A 17,137-nucleotide genomic window follows, 5' to 3' on the forward strand; every position below is an offset into this window, starting at 1 on the left:
TCCGGGTGCGCCGCAGGTGTGTCGTGGCGCATTCTTGCTGTGTCGCCCGAGTGGCGGCGCAGCGACGAGGCAGGGCTGATGACTGGGAGCGGCGAGGACGCGCACCGGGCGCCGGGACGGCTGGCCGCACTGCTGATCGACGCCTCGACGGAGGCGATCGGCGCGGCCGGGGGTCACGCCGGCGGCATCTACCTGCGCTCGCACACCTCGGGGGTGCTGCGGCTGGCCGTCCTCGCCGGACTGCCGGGGCCGCTGTTCAAGCCCTGGTGGCGGCTGCACGCCGACCGTCCCTTCCCCGTCGCCGACGCCTACCGGCTCGGCGTGCACGTGGTGCTGCCGAACGCCACGGAGACGATGCGCCGGTATCCGCAGTTCGCGGCGGGCCTGCCGTTCCAGTTCGGGTCGCTGTACGTGCCCGTGGTGGGGGCGTCGGCGACGTACGGCGTGCTGACCGTGCTGCGACCCGCGACCGCCGACGCCGCCGAGGTGCTGCCCGCGTGCGAGCGGCTGACACGGGTGGCCGAGGAGCTGGCCGCGCGCCTGGAGGGCCACCGGGAGACGGTCGCCTGGGACGGCGAGCCCTTGTGCGTACGGCCGCCGACCGCGCACCCGTCCGAGGGACGGCTGGGGCGGTTCGCCTGGGACCCGGCGAGCGGCGTCGTCACCGCCGACGCACCGCTGCACGCCTTGCTCGGCGTGGCGCCCACCGAGTTCGAGGGGACGGTCCAGGCGCTCGCGAAGGCCGTGTCCGATGCCGACGCGGAACGCGTGCTGGCGGCGCTCCAGGAGACCGCCGCGAACCGGCCCCCGCCGTCGCTGCCGCTGTATGTGCGCGCCCCGGACGGCGGCCTGCGGCTCATGGAGTTCTGGACCCCGGACCCCGGTCCGTCCGGCTCGGACACCCGGCCCGTGCGCGGGTTCGTCCTCGATCCTGGGCCTTCGGTGGCGGGCGACGCGGCCGCGGACCTGCTGCCGGAGGGCGTGTTCTGTCTGGACCGGCTGGGGCTGGTCGCCTACGCCAACCCGCGCGCCGCCCAGCTGCTGCAACGGCCGCGTGACCTGCTCCTCGGGCGCTCGCTGTGGGACGGCGTGCCCTGGCTGAACCAGCCCGACTTCGAGGACCATCTGCGCAGCGCCCTGCTGTCGCCGGACCCGGTTCACCTGCATGTGCGACGGCCGCCCGACCCGGCGCAGGACTCGTACGAGGGTGACTGGCTGGCGCTGTCGGTGTATCCGGGCCCGGACGTGCTGACCTGTACGGTCCAGCCCGCGAGCCGCATGCCGGACCCAGCCGAGGCCGCAGGCGCGGGCGCGAGTGGCGGCGGTACGGCCGGCGCGTCCTCGTTGGCCCCGCTGTACCGGCCGATCGTCCTCGCCATCGCTCTGACGGAGGCCGTCACCGCCCGTCAGGTCTCGGCCGTGGTGATGCGGGAGCTGCTGCCGGCGTTCGGCGGGCGCCGGCTCGCCCTCTACCTCCTTCAGGACCGGCATCTGTTCCTGGCCTGGGAGTCCGGCTTCCCACCGGGGTTCCTCGCCCCGTTCGACGGCGTGGGCCTCGACGCGCAACTGCCCGGCGTCGAGACGCTCACCACCGGCCGGCCGCTCTTCTTCGACTCCATGGAGCAGCTCTCCGCGGCCTACCCGGGCATCCCGCTGGACGCGGCAGAGGGCGCCCGTGCCTTCCTGCCGCTGATCGCCTCGGGACGCCCGGTCGGCTCCTGCATCCTGGGCTTCGACCGGCGGCGCAGCTTCAGCGGCGAGGAGCGTTCGGTGCTGACCGCGCTCGCCGGGCTGATCGCCCACGCCATGGAGAAGGCCCAGCGGTACGAGAGCGAGGCCGCGCTCGCCCGGGGGCTCCAGCAGGCGTTGCTGCCCCGGCGGCTGACAGACCATCCGCTGGTGGAGACCGCCGGGCGCTATCTGCCGGGCACCCAGGGCATGGAGGTCGGCGGCGACTGGTACGACGTCGTCGAGTCGGGGGACGGCCTGGCCCTGGTGATCGGGGACGTCCAGGGACACGGTGTGCAGGCCGCCGCCACCATGGGCCAACTCCGCAGTGCGGTCAGGGCGTTCGCACTCAGCGACCGGCCGCCGGACGAGGTGATGAGCGGTACGAACCGTCTCCTCATCGACCTCGACCCCGGCCAGTTCGCCAGCTGCTGCTACATCCGGCTCGACCCGGCCACCGGACTCGCCCGCGCCGCCCGGGCCGGCCATCCCCCGCCGCTGCTGCGCAACCCGGACGGCAGTACCCGCGTCCTCGACCTGCCCGGCGGCGTCGTCCTCGGCGTCGACGCCGACGCCCGCTACCCGATCACCGAATTGCAGGTGGAGCCCGGCGCCGTGCTGGCCCTCTACACCGACGGTCTCGTCGAGCGGCCCGGCGTGGACATCGACGACGGCATCAGCGCCCTGCGGGTGGCCCTGACCCGGGCCGGCAACCCCTCGACACGCCTCGCGGACCTGTCCGACCGCCTCACCACGGCGGCCCGGCACACCGCCGAGCGGCCGGACGACATCGCCCTGCTGCTGGCGACGCGGCGCCCGGAGCGAAGGCGGCGCCAGCGATGAGCCGCCCCGGCCGACCCGACACCGCGCCCGCGGCCACCGGAACCACACCGGTACGGACCAGCCGCCGCCAACGCACCGCCACGCCGGCACAAGCCAGCCGCCGCAAACGCCCCACCACACCCACGGCACCGGGAACCACGCCGTCACAGGCCAGCCACCACAAACGCCCCGACACGCCGGCACAGGCCGATCGCCGCAAACGCCCCACCACACCTGCGCCGCCGGGAACTGCGAGGGCGGTGCCGAGGTGTCGTGCAGGTCGTGTCACAGGCTGTGACGCCTCTCGCCTCCTGGGGCCGTGCAGTGTAGACATGGCACATGGTCCGACTCTCCCAGCGTGACGCAGGCCGGTCGCGGCGCGGGCGAGCGGAGGTGCGGTCGGCGCTGGGCGGACGCAGCGTCGCCGGACAGGTGTTCGTTCTCCAGGTCGTGATCGTGCTGCTGCTGGTCGTGGCCGCCGTGGTGGCCCTGGTGCTCCAGGTGCGGCACGACAGCACGACCGAGGCCCGCAACCGCTCGGTCGCCGTAGCCGAGGCCTTCGCCAACGCGCCGGGCACCGTCGAGGCGCTCAGCGCGCCCGATCCCACCAAGGTGCTGCAACCCCGCGCCGAGGCCGCGCGCAAGGCGACCGGCGTCGACTTCATCGTCGTACTCAACACCGACGGCATCCGCTACACGCACCCCAAGCCGGACCGCATCGGGAAGAAGTTCGTCGGCAATCTCGCGCCCGCACTGGCCGGGCACGTGGTGACCGAGCAGATCAACGGGACGATCGGGCCCCTGGTGCAGGCGGTCGTGCCCATCAGGGCTCCGGACGGCAAGGTCGTCGGCGCGGTGTCGGCCGGCATCACCACCGAACATGTGGGCGGCACCGCGGACGAGCAGCTGCCGTTGCTGATCGCCATGGCGGCCGGCGGGCTCGCGGTGGCCACGGCGGGCACGGCCCTGGTCAGCAGACGGCTGCAACGGCAGACGCACGGCCTGGGTCCGCACGAGATGACCCGCATGTACGAACACCACGACGCGGTGCTGCACGCCGTGCGCGAGGGCGTGCTCATCGCGGACGGCGAGGGCCGGCTGCTGCTCGCCAACGACGAGGCGCAGCGGCTGCTGCACCTGCCCACGGACGCCGAGGGCCGGCAGGTCGCCGACCTGGGTCTGCCGCCGGACACCGCGGATCTGCTCGCATCGGGGCGGGTCGCGACGGACGAGGTGCATCTGGTCGGCGACCGGCTGCTGGCGATCAACCAGCGGGCCACCGAGCTGGAGGGCGGCCCGGCGGGCACCGTGGCGACCCTGCGCGACTCCACGGAGCTGCGGGCCCTGTCGGGCCGTGCGGAGGCCGCGCGGGAGCGGCTGAACATGCTGTACGACGCCGGTGTGGGCATCGGCACCAGCCTGGACGTGACCCGGACCGCCGAGGAGCTGGCGGAGCTGGCCGTGCCCCGGTTCGCGGACTTCGCCACCGTGGACCTCTTCGACGCGGTGCTCGGCGGCGGCCAGCCGGAGGCGGGGACCGAGCTGCGGCGTACGGCGTTCAGCGGCATCCGCAAGGACGCGCCGCTGTACCCGGTGGGTGAGCGGATGCGGCTGGTCGCGTCCGCCCCGCAGGCCCGTGCCCTGCGTTCCGGTCAGGCGGTCCTGGAGTCCCGGCTGGCGGAGTCGCCGGGCTGGCGGGCCCAGAACCTGGAACGCACCGCGCAGGTCCTGGAGTTCGGCATCCACTCGTTGATCACCGTGCCGCTGCGGGCGGGCGCGCTGGTGCTCGGGGTGGTCAACTTCTGGCGTTCGCAGAAGGCGGAGCCCTTCGACACCGACGAACTGGCCCTGGCGGAGGAGCTGGTGACCCGGGCCGCTGTCTCCATCGACAACGCACGCCGCTACACGCGCGAGCACACCATGGCGGTCACGCTCCAGCGCAGCCTGCTGCCCCGCAGCCTGCCCGAGCAGAACGCCCTGGACATCGCCTACCGCTACCTGCCCGCGCAGGCGGGGGTGGGCGGGGACTGGTTCGACGTCCTGCCTCTGTCCGGCGCCCGGGTGGCCCTGGTGGTCGGCGATGTCGTCGGCCACGGTCTGCACGCGGCGGCGACGATGGGCCGGCTGCGCACGGCGGTCCACAACTTCTCCGCGCTCGACCTGCCGCCCGACGAACTGCTGGCCCTGCTGGACGAACTCGTCGGCCGCATCGACCAGGACGAGGTCCAGGAGGGCGACAGCGCCCCGGTCACCGGCGCCACCTGCCTGTACGCCGTCTACGATCCCGTCTCCCGGCGCTGCACCGTCGCCCGCGCCGGGCATCCGCCGCCCGCGCTGATCCACCCCGACGGCAGCGTGGAGTTCCCCGACGTGCCCGCCGGTCCCCCGCTGGGCCTCGGCGGACTGCCGTTCGAGACCGCCGACCTCGAACTCGCCGAGGGCAGCAGGCTGGTGCTCTACACGGACGGGCTGGTCGAGGACCGGGAGCGGGACATCGACGTGGGTCTGGAGCTGCTGGCCGCCGCGCTGGAGCGGGCCGGGGAGACACCCGAGGAGACCTGCCAGGTCGTGCTGGACTCCAAGCTGACGGCCCGCCCCAGCGACGACATCGCCCTGATCGTGGCCCGCACTCGCGCCCTCGACCCCGGCCGGGTGGCCGAGTGGCAGGTGCCGTCCGACCCGGCGGCGGTCGGGCGGGTACGGGCCGACGTCACCCGGCAGCTGACCCAATGGGGCCTGGAGGACCTGGAGTTCGCCACAGAGCTGATCCTGAGCGAGCTGGTGACCAACGCGATCCGCTACGGCGGTGAGCCCATCCGGGTCCGGATGCTGTACGACCGCAGCCTGATCTGCGAGGTCTTCGACAGCAGCAGCACCTCGCCCCATCTGCGCTACGCGGCGATGACGGACGAGGGCGGCCGCGGCCTGTTCCTGGTCGCGCAGCTCGCCGAGCGCTGGGGCACGCGGTACACGCCCGAGGGCAAGGTCATCTGGGCGGAGCAGCCGGTGCCGTAGACCGGCCCCTCTCGTTCATTGGTACGAACCTTCGACGGAAAGGCTGTTCTTCACGCGCGGCGTCTGATAGGAAACCTTCCTATCAGTGTCACGTACGGCCAACTCCCCACCCCCCACCTCCCTTTGGAGCCGCCGTGAAGCACCCCGCGCGCACCTCGCGCCGCACCCTCCTCACCCTGATCGGCGCGTCCCTGGCGTCGGCCCCGCTCCTCAACTCCCCCCGCGCCACGGCCCTTTGTGCCGCGGTCGGTCTCGACGACCCGGCGAAGAAGGAGATCGCCATGCAGCTGGTGTCGAGCGCGGAGAACTCCTCGCTCGACTGGAAGGCGCAGTACAAGTACATCGAGGACATCGGCGACGGCCGCGGCTACACCGCGGGCATCATCGGCTTCTGCTCGGGCACCGGCGACATGCTCGACCTCGTCGAGCTGTACACCGACCGCAAGCCCGGCAACGTCCTCGCCCGCTATCTGCCGGCCCTGCGCCAGGTCGACGGCAGCGACTCGCACGCCGGCCTGGACCCGAACTTCCCCGGGGACTGGCGCCGGGCCGCGCAGGACGCGGAGTTCCGGCGGGCCCAGGACGACGAGCGCGACCGGGTGTACTTCAACCCGGCCGTCCGGCAGGGCAAGGCCGACGGGCTGCGGGTGCTCGGGCAGTTCGCGTACTACGACGCCATCGTCATGCACGGCGACGGCGGCGACCCCACCAGCTTCCGCAACATCCGCAGGCGGGCCCTGAACCGGGCCCGGCCCCCGGCCCAGGGCGGCGACGAGGTCACCTACCTCGACGCCTTCCTGGACGCCCGGGTGTGGGCCATGAAGCAGGAGGAGGCCCACAGCGACACCAGCCGCGTCGACACGGCCCAGCGGGTGTTCCTGCGCAAGGGCAACCTCGACCTGAACCCGCCGCTGGACTGGAAGGTGTACGGCGACAGTTACCACATCGGCTGACCGGGAGCCGGAGGTCGCCTACGGGCGTTGTCCGATGCGGTCGACAACGCCCGTCTCCTGCCGGGCCCGCAACTCGTGATACCGGTCGCGCAGCTTCATCCGGCCGTCCACCATCTCCCCGGTGCCCCCGTCCACGTTCAGCCCGAGGTAGGCGTAGGACTTCGTGTCGAAGAGGAACGCGAAGTCCGACTCCGGGTAGGAGACCGCGATCCCCTGACGGCCCAGCGCGTCGACCACCCCGCGGTCGATCCTGATGCCGGGAATCCGCGCGACCGCCTCGAAGGAGGCGGCCTCCAGTCCGGGTGGCATGACGCGCGGCACCACGAAGAACTGGACGGCGTTCATGAACGCCGTCCGGTCGTCCCCCCGCCCGCCCATGCGCAGGCGGTCGAGGAGCGCGTCCGGGTCCGTCGGCCACTTCGCCAGGGCCGTGTACTCGGTCGGCGGCCACATCACCTCGTGCTCGGCCAGCGGGGGATCGTGGTGCACCTTGCCGTACTCCTGACGCCTGGAGGGCTTGGAGCCGTCCACGGAGGTCCAGCTCTCGTCGGTCCAGGTCCGCCTCCGCCCGCCCTCCGCATAGGTCCGGCTGATGTACGTCTTGGTGTACAGGTACTGGTCGTTGCGCGGGATCGGCAGGCCCGCACTGTCGGCCCGCGTCCGGTCCGCGGCCCTGTGCAGCAGTTCCGCCGCGCTCAGTGTGGCCATCCGCGGACCGTCGGCGTCGCGCTCGTCACGGGTGGCGACGACCACCCCGCCCGCGACCGCCGCCGCGGCCGTCCCGGCGACGGCGACCCGGAACATCAGGCGCCGCGACAGCAGCGCGCCCGGGCGGCCCTCCTGGACGACGGCGCGGTGCAGGCGGGCGCGGGCGGCGGAGCGGGCCTCGTCGGTGGGCGGCGGCACGTCGGCCGCCAGTTCGCGTACGGCGGTGAGGTCATCCACGGTCGGTCTCCTCGGTGTCGTCGTGCGGGGCTGTGGGATCGGAACCGCCCAGCGCCACGCGCAGCTTGGCCCGCGCCCGGTGCAGTCGTGAGCGCACCGTGCCCACCGGTATGCCGAGCGCCTCGGCGGCCTCCGCATAGTCGAGGTCGCCCCAGGCGATCACCAGCAGCACGTCCCGGTACCGGGCGGGCAACTCGGCGAGGGCACCGGCCAGTTCGGCCCGGGTGCGTTCGGCGCCCACCCGGGCCGTCACCCGGTCCGCCAGCGCCTCGCCGCCGTCCCCGTCGCCGATCCCGGTCGCGGCGGCGCGCGCGAGCGCCCTGAGCCGGCGCGCCTCGGCACGCCGGTGCCGGCCGACGAGGTTGGTGACGATCCCGTACAGCCACGGGCGGGCGTGCAGTCGCGTCAGGTCGTAGCGGCGGCGCTCCTGGAACGCGACGACGAACGTCTCGGCCATGAGGTCGTCGGCGGCCTCGGTGCCGAGCCGCCGGGCCACGTACCGGTGGATGTCGTCGGCGTACCGGTGGAAGAGGAGCTCGAACGCGTCGGGTTCCTCCCAGGACCGTTCGACGACCGAGGCGTCGGAGAACACGTCGTCGGAGGCGACGGCGGGGTACTCCTCGACGTACGCATCGCCTGTCGGTTTCATTCGGTTCCCTCGCGGTCGCGGGCATGGTCGACCGCTGTTCGCCGATGCCCGTGATCGGGTTCCCGGACGGTGTGAGAAGGTGCTCGCGCAGGTCGTAGCGACTCATAAAGTAGCCTTATGAGCTCATAGATCGGACCCGCGTACCGACTTAGGCTTGCCTTAGTTTAGGCTTCCCGTCGAGATCGCTTGTCGCCTCTCGAAGGGAACCTGATCATGCCCCGCCCCCTGCGGGTAGCCATCGTCGGCGCCGGCCCGGCCGGCATCTACGCCGCCGACGCTCTGCTCAAGTCCGACGTGGCCGCCGAGCCCGGTGTGTCCATCGACATCTTCGAGCGGATGCCCGCCCCGTTCGGGCTGATCCGGTACGGCGTCGCCCCCGACCACCCCCGCATCAAGGGCATCGTCAAGGCCCTCCACCAGGTCCTCGACAAGCCGCAGGTCCGCCTCTTCGGCAACGTGGACTACGGCACGGACGTCCACCTGGACGACCTGCGCGCCTTCTACGACGCGGTGATCTTCTCGACCGGCGCCATGGCGGACCGCGAGCTGAAGATCCCGGGTGTCGAGCTCGACGGCTCCTACGGCGCCGCCGACTTCGCCTCCTGGTACGACGGCCACCCGGACGTCCCGCGCACCTGGCCGCTGGAGGCGGAGAAGGTCGCCGTCCTGGGCGTCGGCAACGTGGCCCTGGACATCTCCCGCATCCTCGCCAAGACGGCGGACGAGCTGCTGCCGACCGAGATCCCGCCGAACGTCTACGAGGGCCTGAAGGCGAACAAGGCCGTCGAGATCCACGTCTTCGGCCGCCGCGGCCCGGCGCAGGCGAAGTTCTCCCCGATGGAGCTGCGCGAGCTGGACCACTCGCCCAACATCGAGGTCATCGTCAACCCCGAGGACATCGACTACGACGAGGGCTCGATCGCCGAGCGGCGCGGCAACAAGCAGGTCGACATGGTCGCCAAGACCCTGGAGAACTGGGCGATCCGCGACATCGGCGACCGCCCGCACAAGCTGTTCCTGCACTTCTTCGAGTCCCCGACCGAGATCCTCGGCGAGGACGGCAAGGTCGTCGGCCTGCGCACCGAGCGCACCGAGCTGGACGGCACCGGCAACGTCAAGGGCACCGGTCAGTTCACCGACTGGGACGTCAACGCCGTCTACCGCGCGGTCGGTTACCTCTCCGACAAGCTCCCCAAGCTGCCCTGGGACATCGACTCGGGCACCGTCCCGGACGAGGGCGGCCGGGTCCTCCAGGAGAGCGGCGAGCACCTCCAGTCGACGTACGTCACCGGCTGGATCCGGCGCGGCCCGGTGGGTCTCATCGGCCACACCAAGGGCGACGCCAACGAGACGGTCGCGAACCTGCTGGACGACTTCGCCAACGAGCGCCTCCAGACGCCGGCTTCGCCCGCTCCGGAGGCCGTGGAGGAGTTCCTCGCCGAGCGCGAGATCCGCTTCACCACCTGGGAGGGCTGGTACCGGCTGGACGCCGCCGAGAAGGCGCTGGGCGAGCCGCAGGGCCGCGAGCGCGTGAAGATCGTCGAGCGTGAGGACATGCTCAAGGCGAGCGGCGCGTAAGCGAGTTGAAGTAAGCAAAGCGAAGGGGCCGGGGGCGTACCCCCGGCCCCTTCGCACGCGTTCAGCCGTGTTCGACGGTGACGACGATCTTCCCGAACTGCGCACCCGCCTCCATGTAGCGGTGCGCCTCGGCGATGTCCTCCAGGGCGAAGGTCCGATCGACGACCGGCGCGAAGACTCCCGTGCGCAGTCCGGACGCGACGAACGCCTCGGCGCGGCGCAGCCGTTCGGGGTCGCGGGTCGTCTCGTGGAGGGTGTACGTGCGCATGTTCAGCGCGGGCATGCCCAGGTCGAAGCCCGGGTACGGGGTCGGCTGCCCGCTGAGCGCCCCGTACAGCAGCAGCGTGCCGCCGGGGGCGACCGCCCGGGCCAGGTCGACCACCCCGGGGCCGGCCACGGCGTCGAAGACGAACTCGGCGCCCCTTCCGGCGGTGCGGCCGAGGATCCGCTCGGCGACGTCCTCCTCCTCGGTCACGATCACGTCGGCCGCGCCCGCCTTCCGCAGCGCCGCCTCCTTGGCGCGGGTGCGGGTGGTGGCGACGGGGACGGCGCCGACGCTGCGGGCGACCTGGATCGCGGCCAGGCCGACGCTGCTGGAGGCGGCCGTCAGGACGACCGTGTCCCCGGCCCGCATCCCGGCGACCTCCACCAGCGCCCCGTACGCCGTCACGTACGGCATCCACACGGCGGCGCCCGCCACCGCGTCGAGCCCTTCCGGACGGCGGAGGACCGCGCGGGCGGGGACGATCGCGCGCTCGGCGTAGACGCCGTACTCGTTCATCGAGAACGCGGGCACCACGCTGACCGGCTGGCCGACCGCGAAGCCCGTCACACCCGGGCCGACGGCCTCGACGACGCCGGCGGCCTCGGTGCCGAGCCGGGCCGGGAACTCCTTGACGGGCTCGATGTACCGGCCGCTGCGGAACAGCACCTCGGCCCGGTTGAGGCCGATCGCGTCCACCCGGATCAGCAGTTCGCCCGGGCCGGGCTCGCCGACCGGCGCCTCTTCGAGCCGCAGTACCTCGGGCCCGCCGACCTCGTGGAACCGCACCGTCCTGACCATGGCTCTTCCCCCTTCGACCGCGCATACAAGTTCGACAGGCGTCGAACTTCGACAGCCATCGTAGTATGGGGAGGTCTACAACCGGTCGAGATCTCCGGTCGTACGCCCCAGGCAGGCGACCGACTCCATGCCCGGTACCGGGATCTCCTGGAAGCCGAGCCGGTCATAGAAGGCACGGGCCGGGACGTTGGCCGTCGCCATCACCAGGTGGACCGCCGGGACCCCGCGATCCCGCAGGGCCGCCAGGAGCGTGCGCATCAGCTCCCTGCCGTATCCGCGGCCTTGCCACTCGGGGAGCAGGTCGATGTGCAAGTGGGCGGGGTACGCGGCGAGTTCGGGGACGATCATGCGCTCGGGGTCGTGCAGGAGCCGGATCATCAGCTCGTCCGGGGTGCCGGGGGCGGCGCTGCCCTCGGGGTACCGGTCGGCGACGAGCGGGAGCCACTTGGCGCGGAACTCCGCGGCGAAGCGAGGGGTGTCGGCGACGCCGAGGATGTAGCCGACGGCCCGCCCCTGACCGTCGTCGAGCACGAAGGCGAGGTCCGGCTCCAGCTCGACGTATGGCTGCGCGAAGATCGCCGGGAGGATGGCGGGGTCCGCGTAAACGGGCCTGGCGTCCAGGCCGTTGTGCGCGGTGCGGATGCAGATGTCGTCGAGGGCGGCCCGGTCGCCGGGGCGGTACCGGCGGATCACTGCTGGCGAAGTCATCGCAGCATCCTGACCTGTTGGGAGCGCTCCCACAAGCCTGGCGCCCCAACACGCCCGCAGGAGGCGGAAGATCGCCTGTTAGCGTCCTGCGGTGTTCTCACTCCAGGAGCCTGCCCTCTTCACCCGTCTGCGTGCCGCGCGGCGGGTGCTCGTCGCGGGCGCGGGCGGCGGTTTCGACGTCTACGCCGGCCTCCCGCTGGCGCTCGCCCTCCAGGCCGCCGGGAAGGAGGTGCACCTGGCCAACCTGTCGTTCGCGGACCTCTACGGCCTGGACCTGGACGCGTGGCTCGACCAGGACGTCGCGGCCGTGCGCCCCGACACCGCCGCCCGCGGCGACTACTTCCCCGAGCGCACCCTCGCCCGCTGGCTGGACCGCCAGGGCCTGCCCTCGACGGTCTACGCCTTCCCGCTCACCGGGGTGGGACCGCTGCGGGCCGCCTATCGCACCCTCCTCGACCACCTGGGTCCGGTGGACGCGATCGTGCTGGTGGACGGCGGCACCGACATCCTGCTGCGCGGCGACGAGCACGGGCTCGGCACCCCGGAGGAGGACATGGCGAGCCTGGCGGCGGTGGCCGGACTGGACGACGTACCCGAACGGCTGGTCGCCTGCCTGGGGTTCGGGGTGGACGCGCATCACGGGGTGAACCACTCCCTGGTCCTGGAGAACCTGGCCGCGCTGGACCGCGAGGGCGGTTACCTGGGCGCCTTCTCCCTGCCGCGCGAGAGCCGCGAGGGCGCGCTGTACCTGGACGCGGTGGCGCACGCGCAGGAGTGCACCCCGGACCATCCGAGCATCGTCAACGGCTCCGTCGCCGCGGCCGTGCGCGGCGCCTTCGGGGACGTGCGCTTCACCGAACGCACCCGGGGCAGCGAGCTGTTCATCAACCCGCTGATGTCCCTGTACTTCTGCGTGGACGCACTCGCCCTGGCCCGGCGCAACCTCTACCTCGACCGGCTGGAGAACACCGCGCTGATGCGTCAGATCCACTCCGTCATCGCGGAGTTCCGCGACGAACTGCCCCGACAGCGGCCGCCGCGCGCGTACCCGCACTGACGTGGTCACATTTCGGGGAATCGGCCGTGACCACACAAGAAGGTTGTATACGCTCCAGGTTCTTCTTCACCGAACCTTCACAAGGGGGGCTTTGTCATGCGTATACGCCTTGCCGCCACCGCGGCCGCCGCCGCCACCGCCGCCGGCACACTCATAGCGCTCGCCGCCGTGCCCGCGCAGGCCACCGAGTACACGTCCGCGCTGAAGATCCGCGGGGTCCAGTACGACGCGCCCGGCAGCGACTCCAACAACTGTTCCACCGGGAACACCGACGAGGAGTACGTGACGATCAAGAACTACTCGTCGACCAAGACCGTGAACCTCAAGGGGTACTGGGTCGAGGACGCGGCCGGGAACTACTTCGAGTTCACCGCCAACCACTACCTCCAGCCCGGCGACTACGTGAAGCTGCGCGGCGGCAACGGCAGCGACTCGGACGCGAAGAACGTCGTGTACCGCGACAACTGCAACTTCATGTGGAACAACGACAAGGACACGATCTACCTGTTCAAGCCGGCCGGCAGCCGGGCCGACGTCCACTCCTACACCAAGAGCGGGTCGGACCCGGACCGCAACGGCTACATCAAGTTCCACAGCTGAGCGTGCGGCGCGGCCCCGTCAGCGGGGGGCGAGGTCGCGCCTGGCCACCACTGCCAGCACCAGGACCAGCAGTGTGAGCGCGGTCGCCTGGGCGTACGCGCCGGCGAGGTAGACGGCGGGCAGCGGCAGGCCGATCCACAGGATCAACGACGCCGTCCGGACCGCGAGGATCAGCAGGCCGAGGACCGCCAGGGCCAGCGCCCCGCTGCCGACACCGGATTCCGCGCGGCGGGTGCGCAGCAGCAGCCAGCCGAGGGCGGCGAGCACGAAGCAGGTGGCGGGCGCCCAGGCGAGGTCGGCCATGGTGGGCAGCAGGGCGACGGAGCCGCCGGTGACGACACAGCAGGCCAGGAAGGCGAGCCCGGGAGTGCCGACGGGCAGCACGGCGGGCGGGGCGTCGCGGTGGTACGCGGCGCACACGGCGAGGGCCGGCAGCCAGGCGAACAACGCGTTGGCCGTGACGAAGTAGGGCGCGGACATCGGCCACTCGGTCACCAGCGGCTCGATCACCGGCCACAGCGAGGGCAGCGCGGCCAGCAGCACGGCGGCCCGGGCCAGACGCCGGCGGTCGTGGACGAGGGCGAAGAACCCGACCGTCCACAGCAGCGGCAGCACCCATCCGGCGACCGCGACGACGGTCGGCAGCGGGCCGCTGCCCGTGAAGCCGGTCAGGAACAGGTCCCATTCACGGGGGCCGCGGGTGGCGGACCAGGTGACCCGCAGGACCTCGTCGGAGACGACGGCCGCCGCCTGAAGCAGTACGGCGTACAGCGCGAAGTTCCGGACGGCCGAGCCGAACAGGGCATAGCGCCGGGGCGCCCCGGCCGCGGCCAGTCTGCTGCGTACGGCGAGGGCGGCGATGCTGGCGACCTCGCCGAGGGTGGGCCTGCTCTGGTCCTGGGTCTCCTGGTCGACGTCCCAGAGATAGACCTCGACCATCTCCTCCTCGCGGGCCTCGCGGTAGTAGGCGGGCAGCAGGCGCAGCACGGTGCGGTAGCGCGCTTCGAGCAGGGTCGTCATGCGAGGCCTCCCGCGAGTCCGGGTCCGGTGACGGGCGGGGTGCCGCCGGCCTTGCGGCCCTCGGCGATGCGCTGCTTGGCGGCGCTGGCGCCCGCGGCCATCCGCTCCGCCTCGGCGTCGAGGGCCCGCATCCCCTCGTCGGTGAGGCGGTAGTAGCGCCGGAGCCGGCCCTGCTGCACCTCCTCACGGTCCAGGACGATCAGTCCGTCCGCGGTGAGCCGGTCGAGTACGCCGTACAGCGTGCCGACGCGCAGTTGCACCGCGCCGTCGGACAGCTCCTCGACCTCGCGCAGGATGCCGTACCCGTGTCGCGGCTCGTCGGCCAGGGCGGTCAGGACGAAGAACGCCGCCTGTGTCATGTTCCTCGGTGCCATGAAACTGAATATATCGGCTGCCGATATATTCTGCGAGCCGAACACGCCCCGGATTCTCGGGCGGTCAGGAATGGAGAAGCGCGGGTCAGGTGTCCGGACCTAGCCTGAGAGCCACGCCGCCTCGGCTCCGCCGAGCGCCCCGGTCCGACGGAGGAGAGACGACAGCATGGCCAGGAAGACGGACCCGCAGGCCTCCGGGCCGCACGTTGCCGACAGCCACGATCTGATCCGCGTGCACGGGGCGCGCGAGAACAATCTGAAGGACGTCAGCATCGAGATCCCGAAGCGCCGGCTGACGGTGTTCACCGGGGTGTCCGGCTCCGGCAAGAGCTCGCTCGTCTTCGACACCATCGCCGCGGAGTCGCAGCGGCTGATCAACGAGACGTACAGCGCCTTCGTGCAGGGGTTCATGCCGACGCTGGCCCGTCCCGAGGTGGACGTCCTCGACGGGCTGACGACCGCGATCAGCGTGGACCAGAGCCGTATGGGCGCCGACCCGCGCTCGACCGTGGGCACCGCCACGGACGCCAACGCGATGCTGCGCATCCTGTTCAGCCGGCTCGGCAAGCCGCACATCGGCCCGCCGAGCGCGTACTCCTTCAACGTTGCGTCGGTCTCGGCGCAGGGCGGCCTCACCGTCGACCGGGGCAGTGAGAAGACGAAGACCGAGAAGGTCACCTTCAACCGCACCGGCGGCATGTGCACCCGCTGCGAGGGCCGCGGTACGGTCACCGACATCGATCTCGCCCAGCTCTTCGACGACTCCAAGTCGCTCAACGAGGACCCGTTCACGATCCCCACCTACACCGGGGACGGCTGGGTGGTGCGGATCATCAGGGAGTCCGGCTTCTTCGACCCGGACAAGCCGATCCGCAAGTACACGAAGAAGGAGCGGCACGACTTCCTGTACCGCGAGCCCGTCAAGGTCAAGATCAACGGCGTCAACCTCACCTACGAGGGCCTGATCCCGAAGCTCCAGAAGTCGATGCTGTCCAAGGACCCCGAGGCGATGCAGCCGCACATCCGGGCGTTCGTGGAGCGCGCGGTCACCTTCGCCGTCTGTCCCGAGTGCGACGGCACCCGGCTCACCGAGGGGGCCAGGTCGTCGAAGATCGAGGGGATCAGCATCGCCGACGCCTGCGCGATGGAGATCAGGGACCTCGCCGACTGGGCGCGCGGCCTCAACGAGCCCTCCGTGGCCCCTCTCCTCACCGCGCTCCAGCACACCCTGGACTCGTTCGTCGAGATCGGCCTCGGCTATCTCGCGCTTGACCGGCCGGCCGGCACGCTGTCGGGCGGTGAGGCGCAGCGCGTGAAGATGATCCGCCATCTCGGCTCCTCGCTCACCGACGTCACCTACGTCTTCGACGAGCCGACCGCGGGGCTGCACCCGCATGACATCCAGCGGATGAACGACCTGCTGCTGCGCCTGCGCGACAAGGGCAACACCGTGCTCGTCGTGGAGCACAAGCCGGAGATGATCGCGATCGCCGACCATGTCGTGGACCTCGGTCCCGGCGCCGGTGTCGCGGGCGGCGCCGTCTGTTACGAGGGCACCCTGGAGGGCCTGCGGGCCTCCGGCACCATCACCGGCCGGCATCTCGACGACCGGGCGACCGTCAAGGAGAGCGTGCGCAAGCCCTCGGGCGCGCTGGAGATCCGCGGCGCCACGGCCAACAACCTCCAGGGCGTCGACGTCGACATCCCGCTCGGCGTCCTCACCGTCATCACCGGCGTCGCCGGGTCCGGCAAGAGCTCGCTGGTGCACGGCTCGGTGCCGCTCGACGCGGGCGTGGTGTCTGTGGACCAGAGCCCGATCAAGGGCTCGCGGCGCAGCAACCCGGCCACCTACACAGGCTTGCTCGACCCGATCCGCAAGGCCTTCGCCAAGGTCAACGGCGTCAAGCCGGCCCTGTTCAGCGCCAACTCCGAGGGCGCCTGCCCCACCTGCAACGGCGCGGGCGTCGTCTACACCGACCTCGGGATGATGGCCGGTGTCTCCACCACCTGCGAGGACTGCGACGGCAAGCGGTTCGACGCGTCGGTCCTGGAGTACCGGCTCGGCGGCCGGGACATCAGCGAGGTGCTGGGGATGTCGGTGACCGACGCGGAGGAGTTCTTCGGCTCGGGCGAGGCGCACACCCCGGCGGCGCACAAGATCCTGGAGCGGCTCGTCGACGTCGGCCTCGGCTATCTGACCATCGGCCAGCCGCTGACCACGCTGTCCGGCGGTGAGCGGCAGCGCCTGAAGCTCGCCACGCACATGGGTGACAAGGGCGGCGTCTACGTCCTCGACGAGCCGACGACCGGTCTGCACCTGGCCGACGTCGAGCAACTGCTGGGCCTGCTCGACCGGTTGGTGGACTCCGGCAAGTCCGTCATCGTCGTCGAGCACCACCAGGCGGTCATGGCCCACGCCGACTGGATCATCGACCTCGGCCCGGGCGCGGGCCACGACGGCGGCCGGATCGTCTTCGAGGGCACCCCGGCCGACCTGGTCGCCGCCCGCTCCACCCTCACCGGCGAGCACCTCGCGGACTACGTGGGCGCCTGACCCCCAGCACCGCCGGCCCTCGGGCGCGACCGCCGTACCATGACCGGACCGCAGTCGCCCCGAGGGAGTCC

At 71.9% G+C, this 17,137-nt stretch carries 13 protein-coding genes; 7 read left to right on the top strand and 6 right to left on the bottom strand.

The genetic code is table 11. From position 1 onward, the window contains the following. Positions 1-78 precede the first annotated feature (78 nt). From IQ210_RS28975 to IQ210_RS28985, 3 genes are all read left to right on the top strand, one after another. Complete coding sequence (locus IQ210_RS28975; RefSeq protein ID WP_194082100.1) at positions 79-2,571, top strand: SpoIIE family protein phosphatase; 2,493 nt, start codon at positions 79-81, stop codon at positions 2,569-2,571. 318 nt (positions 2,572-2,889) lie between these two features. Next, positions 2,890-5,565, top strand: a complete 2,676-nt coding sequence (locus tag IQ210_RS28980; protein ID WP_194082101.1) for a SpoIIE family protein phosphatase/ATP-binding protein — start codon at positions 2,890-2,892, stop codon at positions 5,563-5,565. A 134-nt stretch (positions 5,566-5,699) separates the two neighbouring features. Next, a complete protein-coding gene (locus IQ210_RS28985) occupies positions 5,700-6,518 on the top strand; it encodes a chitosanase (protein WP_194082102.1) in 819 nt (272 codons plus the stop codon). A gap of 18 nt (positions 6,519-6,536) precedes the next feature. On the opposite strand, the gene IQ210_RS28990 is transcribed toward IQ210_RS28985, so the two are convergent. Together IQ210_RS28990 and IQ210_RS28995 are read right to left on the bottom strand one after the other, a co-directional pair. Then, the gene (locus IQ210_RS28990; protein WP_194082103.1) at positions 6,537-7,463 is read right to left on the bottom strand and encodes a CU044_5270 family protein; all 927 of its coding nucleotides are present in this window, start codon (positions 7,461-7,463) and stop codon (positions 6,537-6,539) included. Beyond that, positions 7,456-8,112 carry an RNA polymerase sigma factor gene (locus IQ210_RS28995; protein WP_194082104.1) on the bottom strand — a complete coding sequence of 219 codons (657 nt, stop codon included), beginning with the start codon at positions 8,110-8,112 and terminating at the stop codon, positions 7,456-7,458. Before IQ210_RS28995 ends, IQ210_RS28990 begins: the two co-directional genes overlap by 8 nt. 213 nt (positions 8,113-8,325) lie before the next feature. Here IQ210_RS28995 and IQ210_RS29000 point away from each other — a divergent pair, with 213 nt between their 5' ends. Then, complete coding sequence (locus tag IQ210_RS29000) at positions 8,326-9,690, top strand: FAD-dependent oxidoreductase (protein ID WP_194082105.1); 1,365 nt, start codon at positions 8,326-8,328, stop codon at positions 9,688-9,690. Positions 9,691-9,751: 61 nt separating this feature from the next. Here IQ210_RS29000 and IQ210_RS29005 read toward each other — a convergent pair whose 3' ends face one another. Both IQ210_RS29005 and IQ210_RS29010 read right to left on the bottom strand, forming a co-directional pair. Next, a complete protein-coding gene (locus IQ210_RS29005; protein WP_194082106.1) occupies positions 9,752-10,753 on the bottom strand; it encodes a zinc-dependent alcohol dehydrogenase family protein in 1,002 nt (333 codons plus the stop codon). Between the two features lie 75 nt (positions 10,754-10,828). Beyond that, positions 10,829-11,461, bottom strand: a complete 633-nt coding sequence (locus IQ210_RS29010) for a GNAT family N-acetyltransferase (protein ID WP_194082107.1) — start codon at positions 11,459-11,461, stop codon at positions 10,829-10,831. A gap of 91 nt (positions 11,462-11,552) precedes the next feature. Here IQ210_RS29010 and IQ210_RS29015 point away from each other — a divergent pair, with 91 nt between their 5' ends. Together IQ210_RS29015 and IQ210_RS29020 are read left to right on the top strand one after the other, a co-directional pair. Continuing rightward, the gene (locus IQ210_RS29015) at positions 11,553-12,518 is read left to right on the top strand and encodes a DUF1152 domain-containing protein (protein ID WP_194082108.1); all 966 of its coding nucleotides are present in this window, start codon (positions 11,553-11,555) and stop codon (positions 12,516-12,518) included. Between the two features lie 96 nt (positions 12,519-12,614). Beyond that, positions 12,615-13,118: a lamin tail domain-containing protein gene (locus IQ210_RS29020; protein ID WP_194082109.1), complete on the top strand. Its 504-nt coding sequence runs from the start codon at positions 12,615-12,617 to the stop codon at positions 13,116-13,118. 18 nt (positions 13,119-13,136) lie between these two features. Here the strand turns inward: IQ210_RS29020 and IQ210_RS29025 are convergent, their stop codons facing one another. Then, the gene (locus IQ210_RS29025) at positions 13,137-14,138 is read right to left on the bottom strand and encodes a hypothetical protein (RefSeq protein ID WP_194082110.1); all 1,002 of its coding nucleotides are present in this window, start codon (positions 14,136-14,138) and stop codon (positions 13,137-13,139) included. After that, entirely contained in the window at positions 14,135-14,497 is a 363-nt protein-coding gene (locus tag IQ210_RS29030; protein WP_194082221.1) for a PadR family transcriptional regulator, read from the bottom strand. Before IQ210_RS29030 ends, IQ210_RS29025 begins: the two co-directional genes overlap by 4 nt. A gap of 181 nt (positions 14,498-14,678) precedes the next feature. Between IQ210_RS29030 and IQ210_RS29035 the strand changes: the two genes are divergently transcribed. After that, on the top strand, positions 14,679-17,066 hold the full coding sequence (locus tag IQ210_RS29035) for an ATP-binding cassette domain-containing protein (protein ID WP_194082111.1): 2,388 nt from the start codon (positions 14,679-14,681) through the stop codon (positions 17,064-17,066). Positions 17,067-17,137: the final 71 nt, after the last annotated feature.

The organism is Streptomyces justiciae (assembly GCF_015163075.1).
GTDB classification, from domain to species: Bacteria; Actinomycetota; Actinomycetes; order Streptomycetales; family Streptomycetaceae; genus Streptomyces; species Streptomyces justiciae.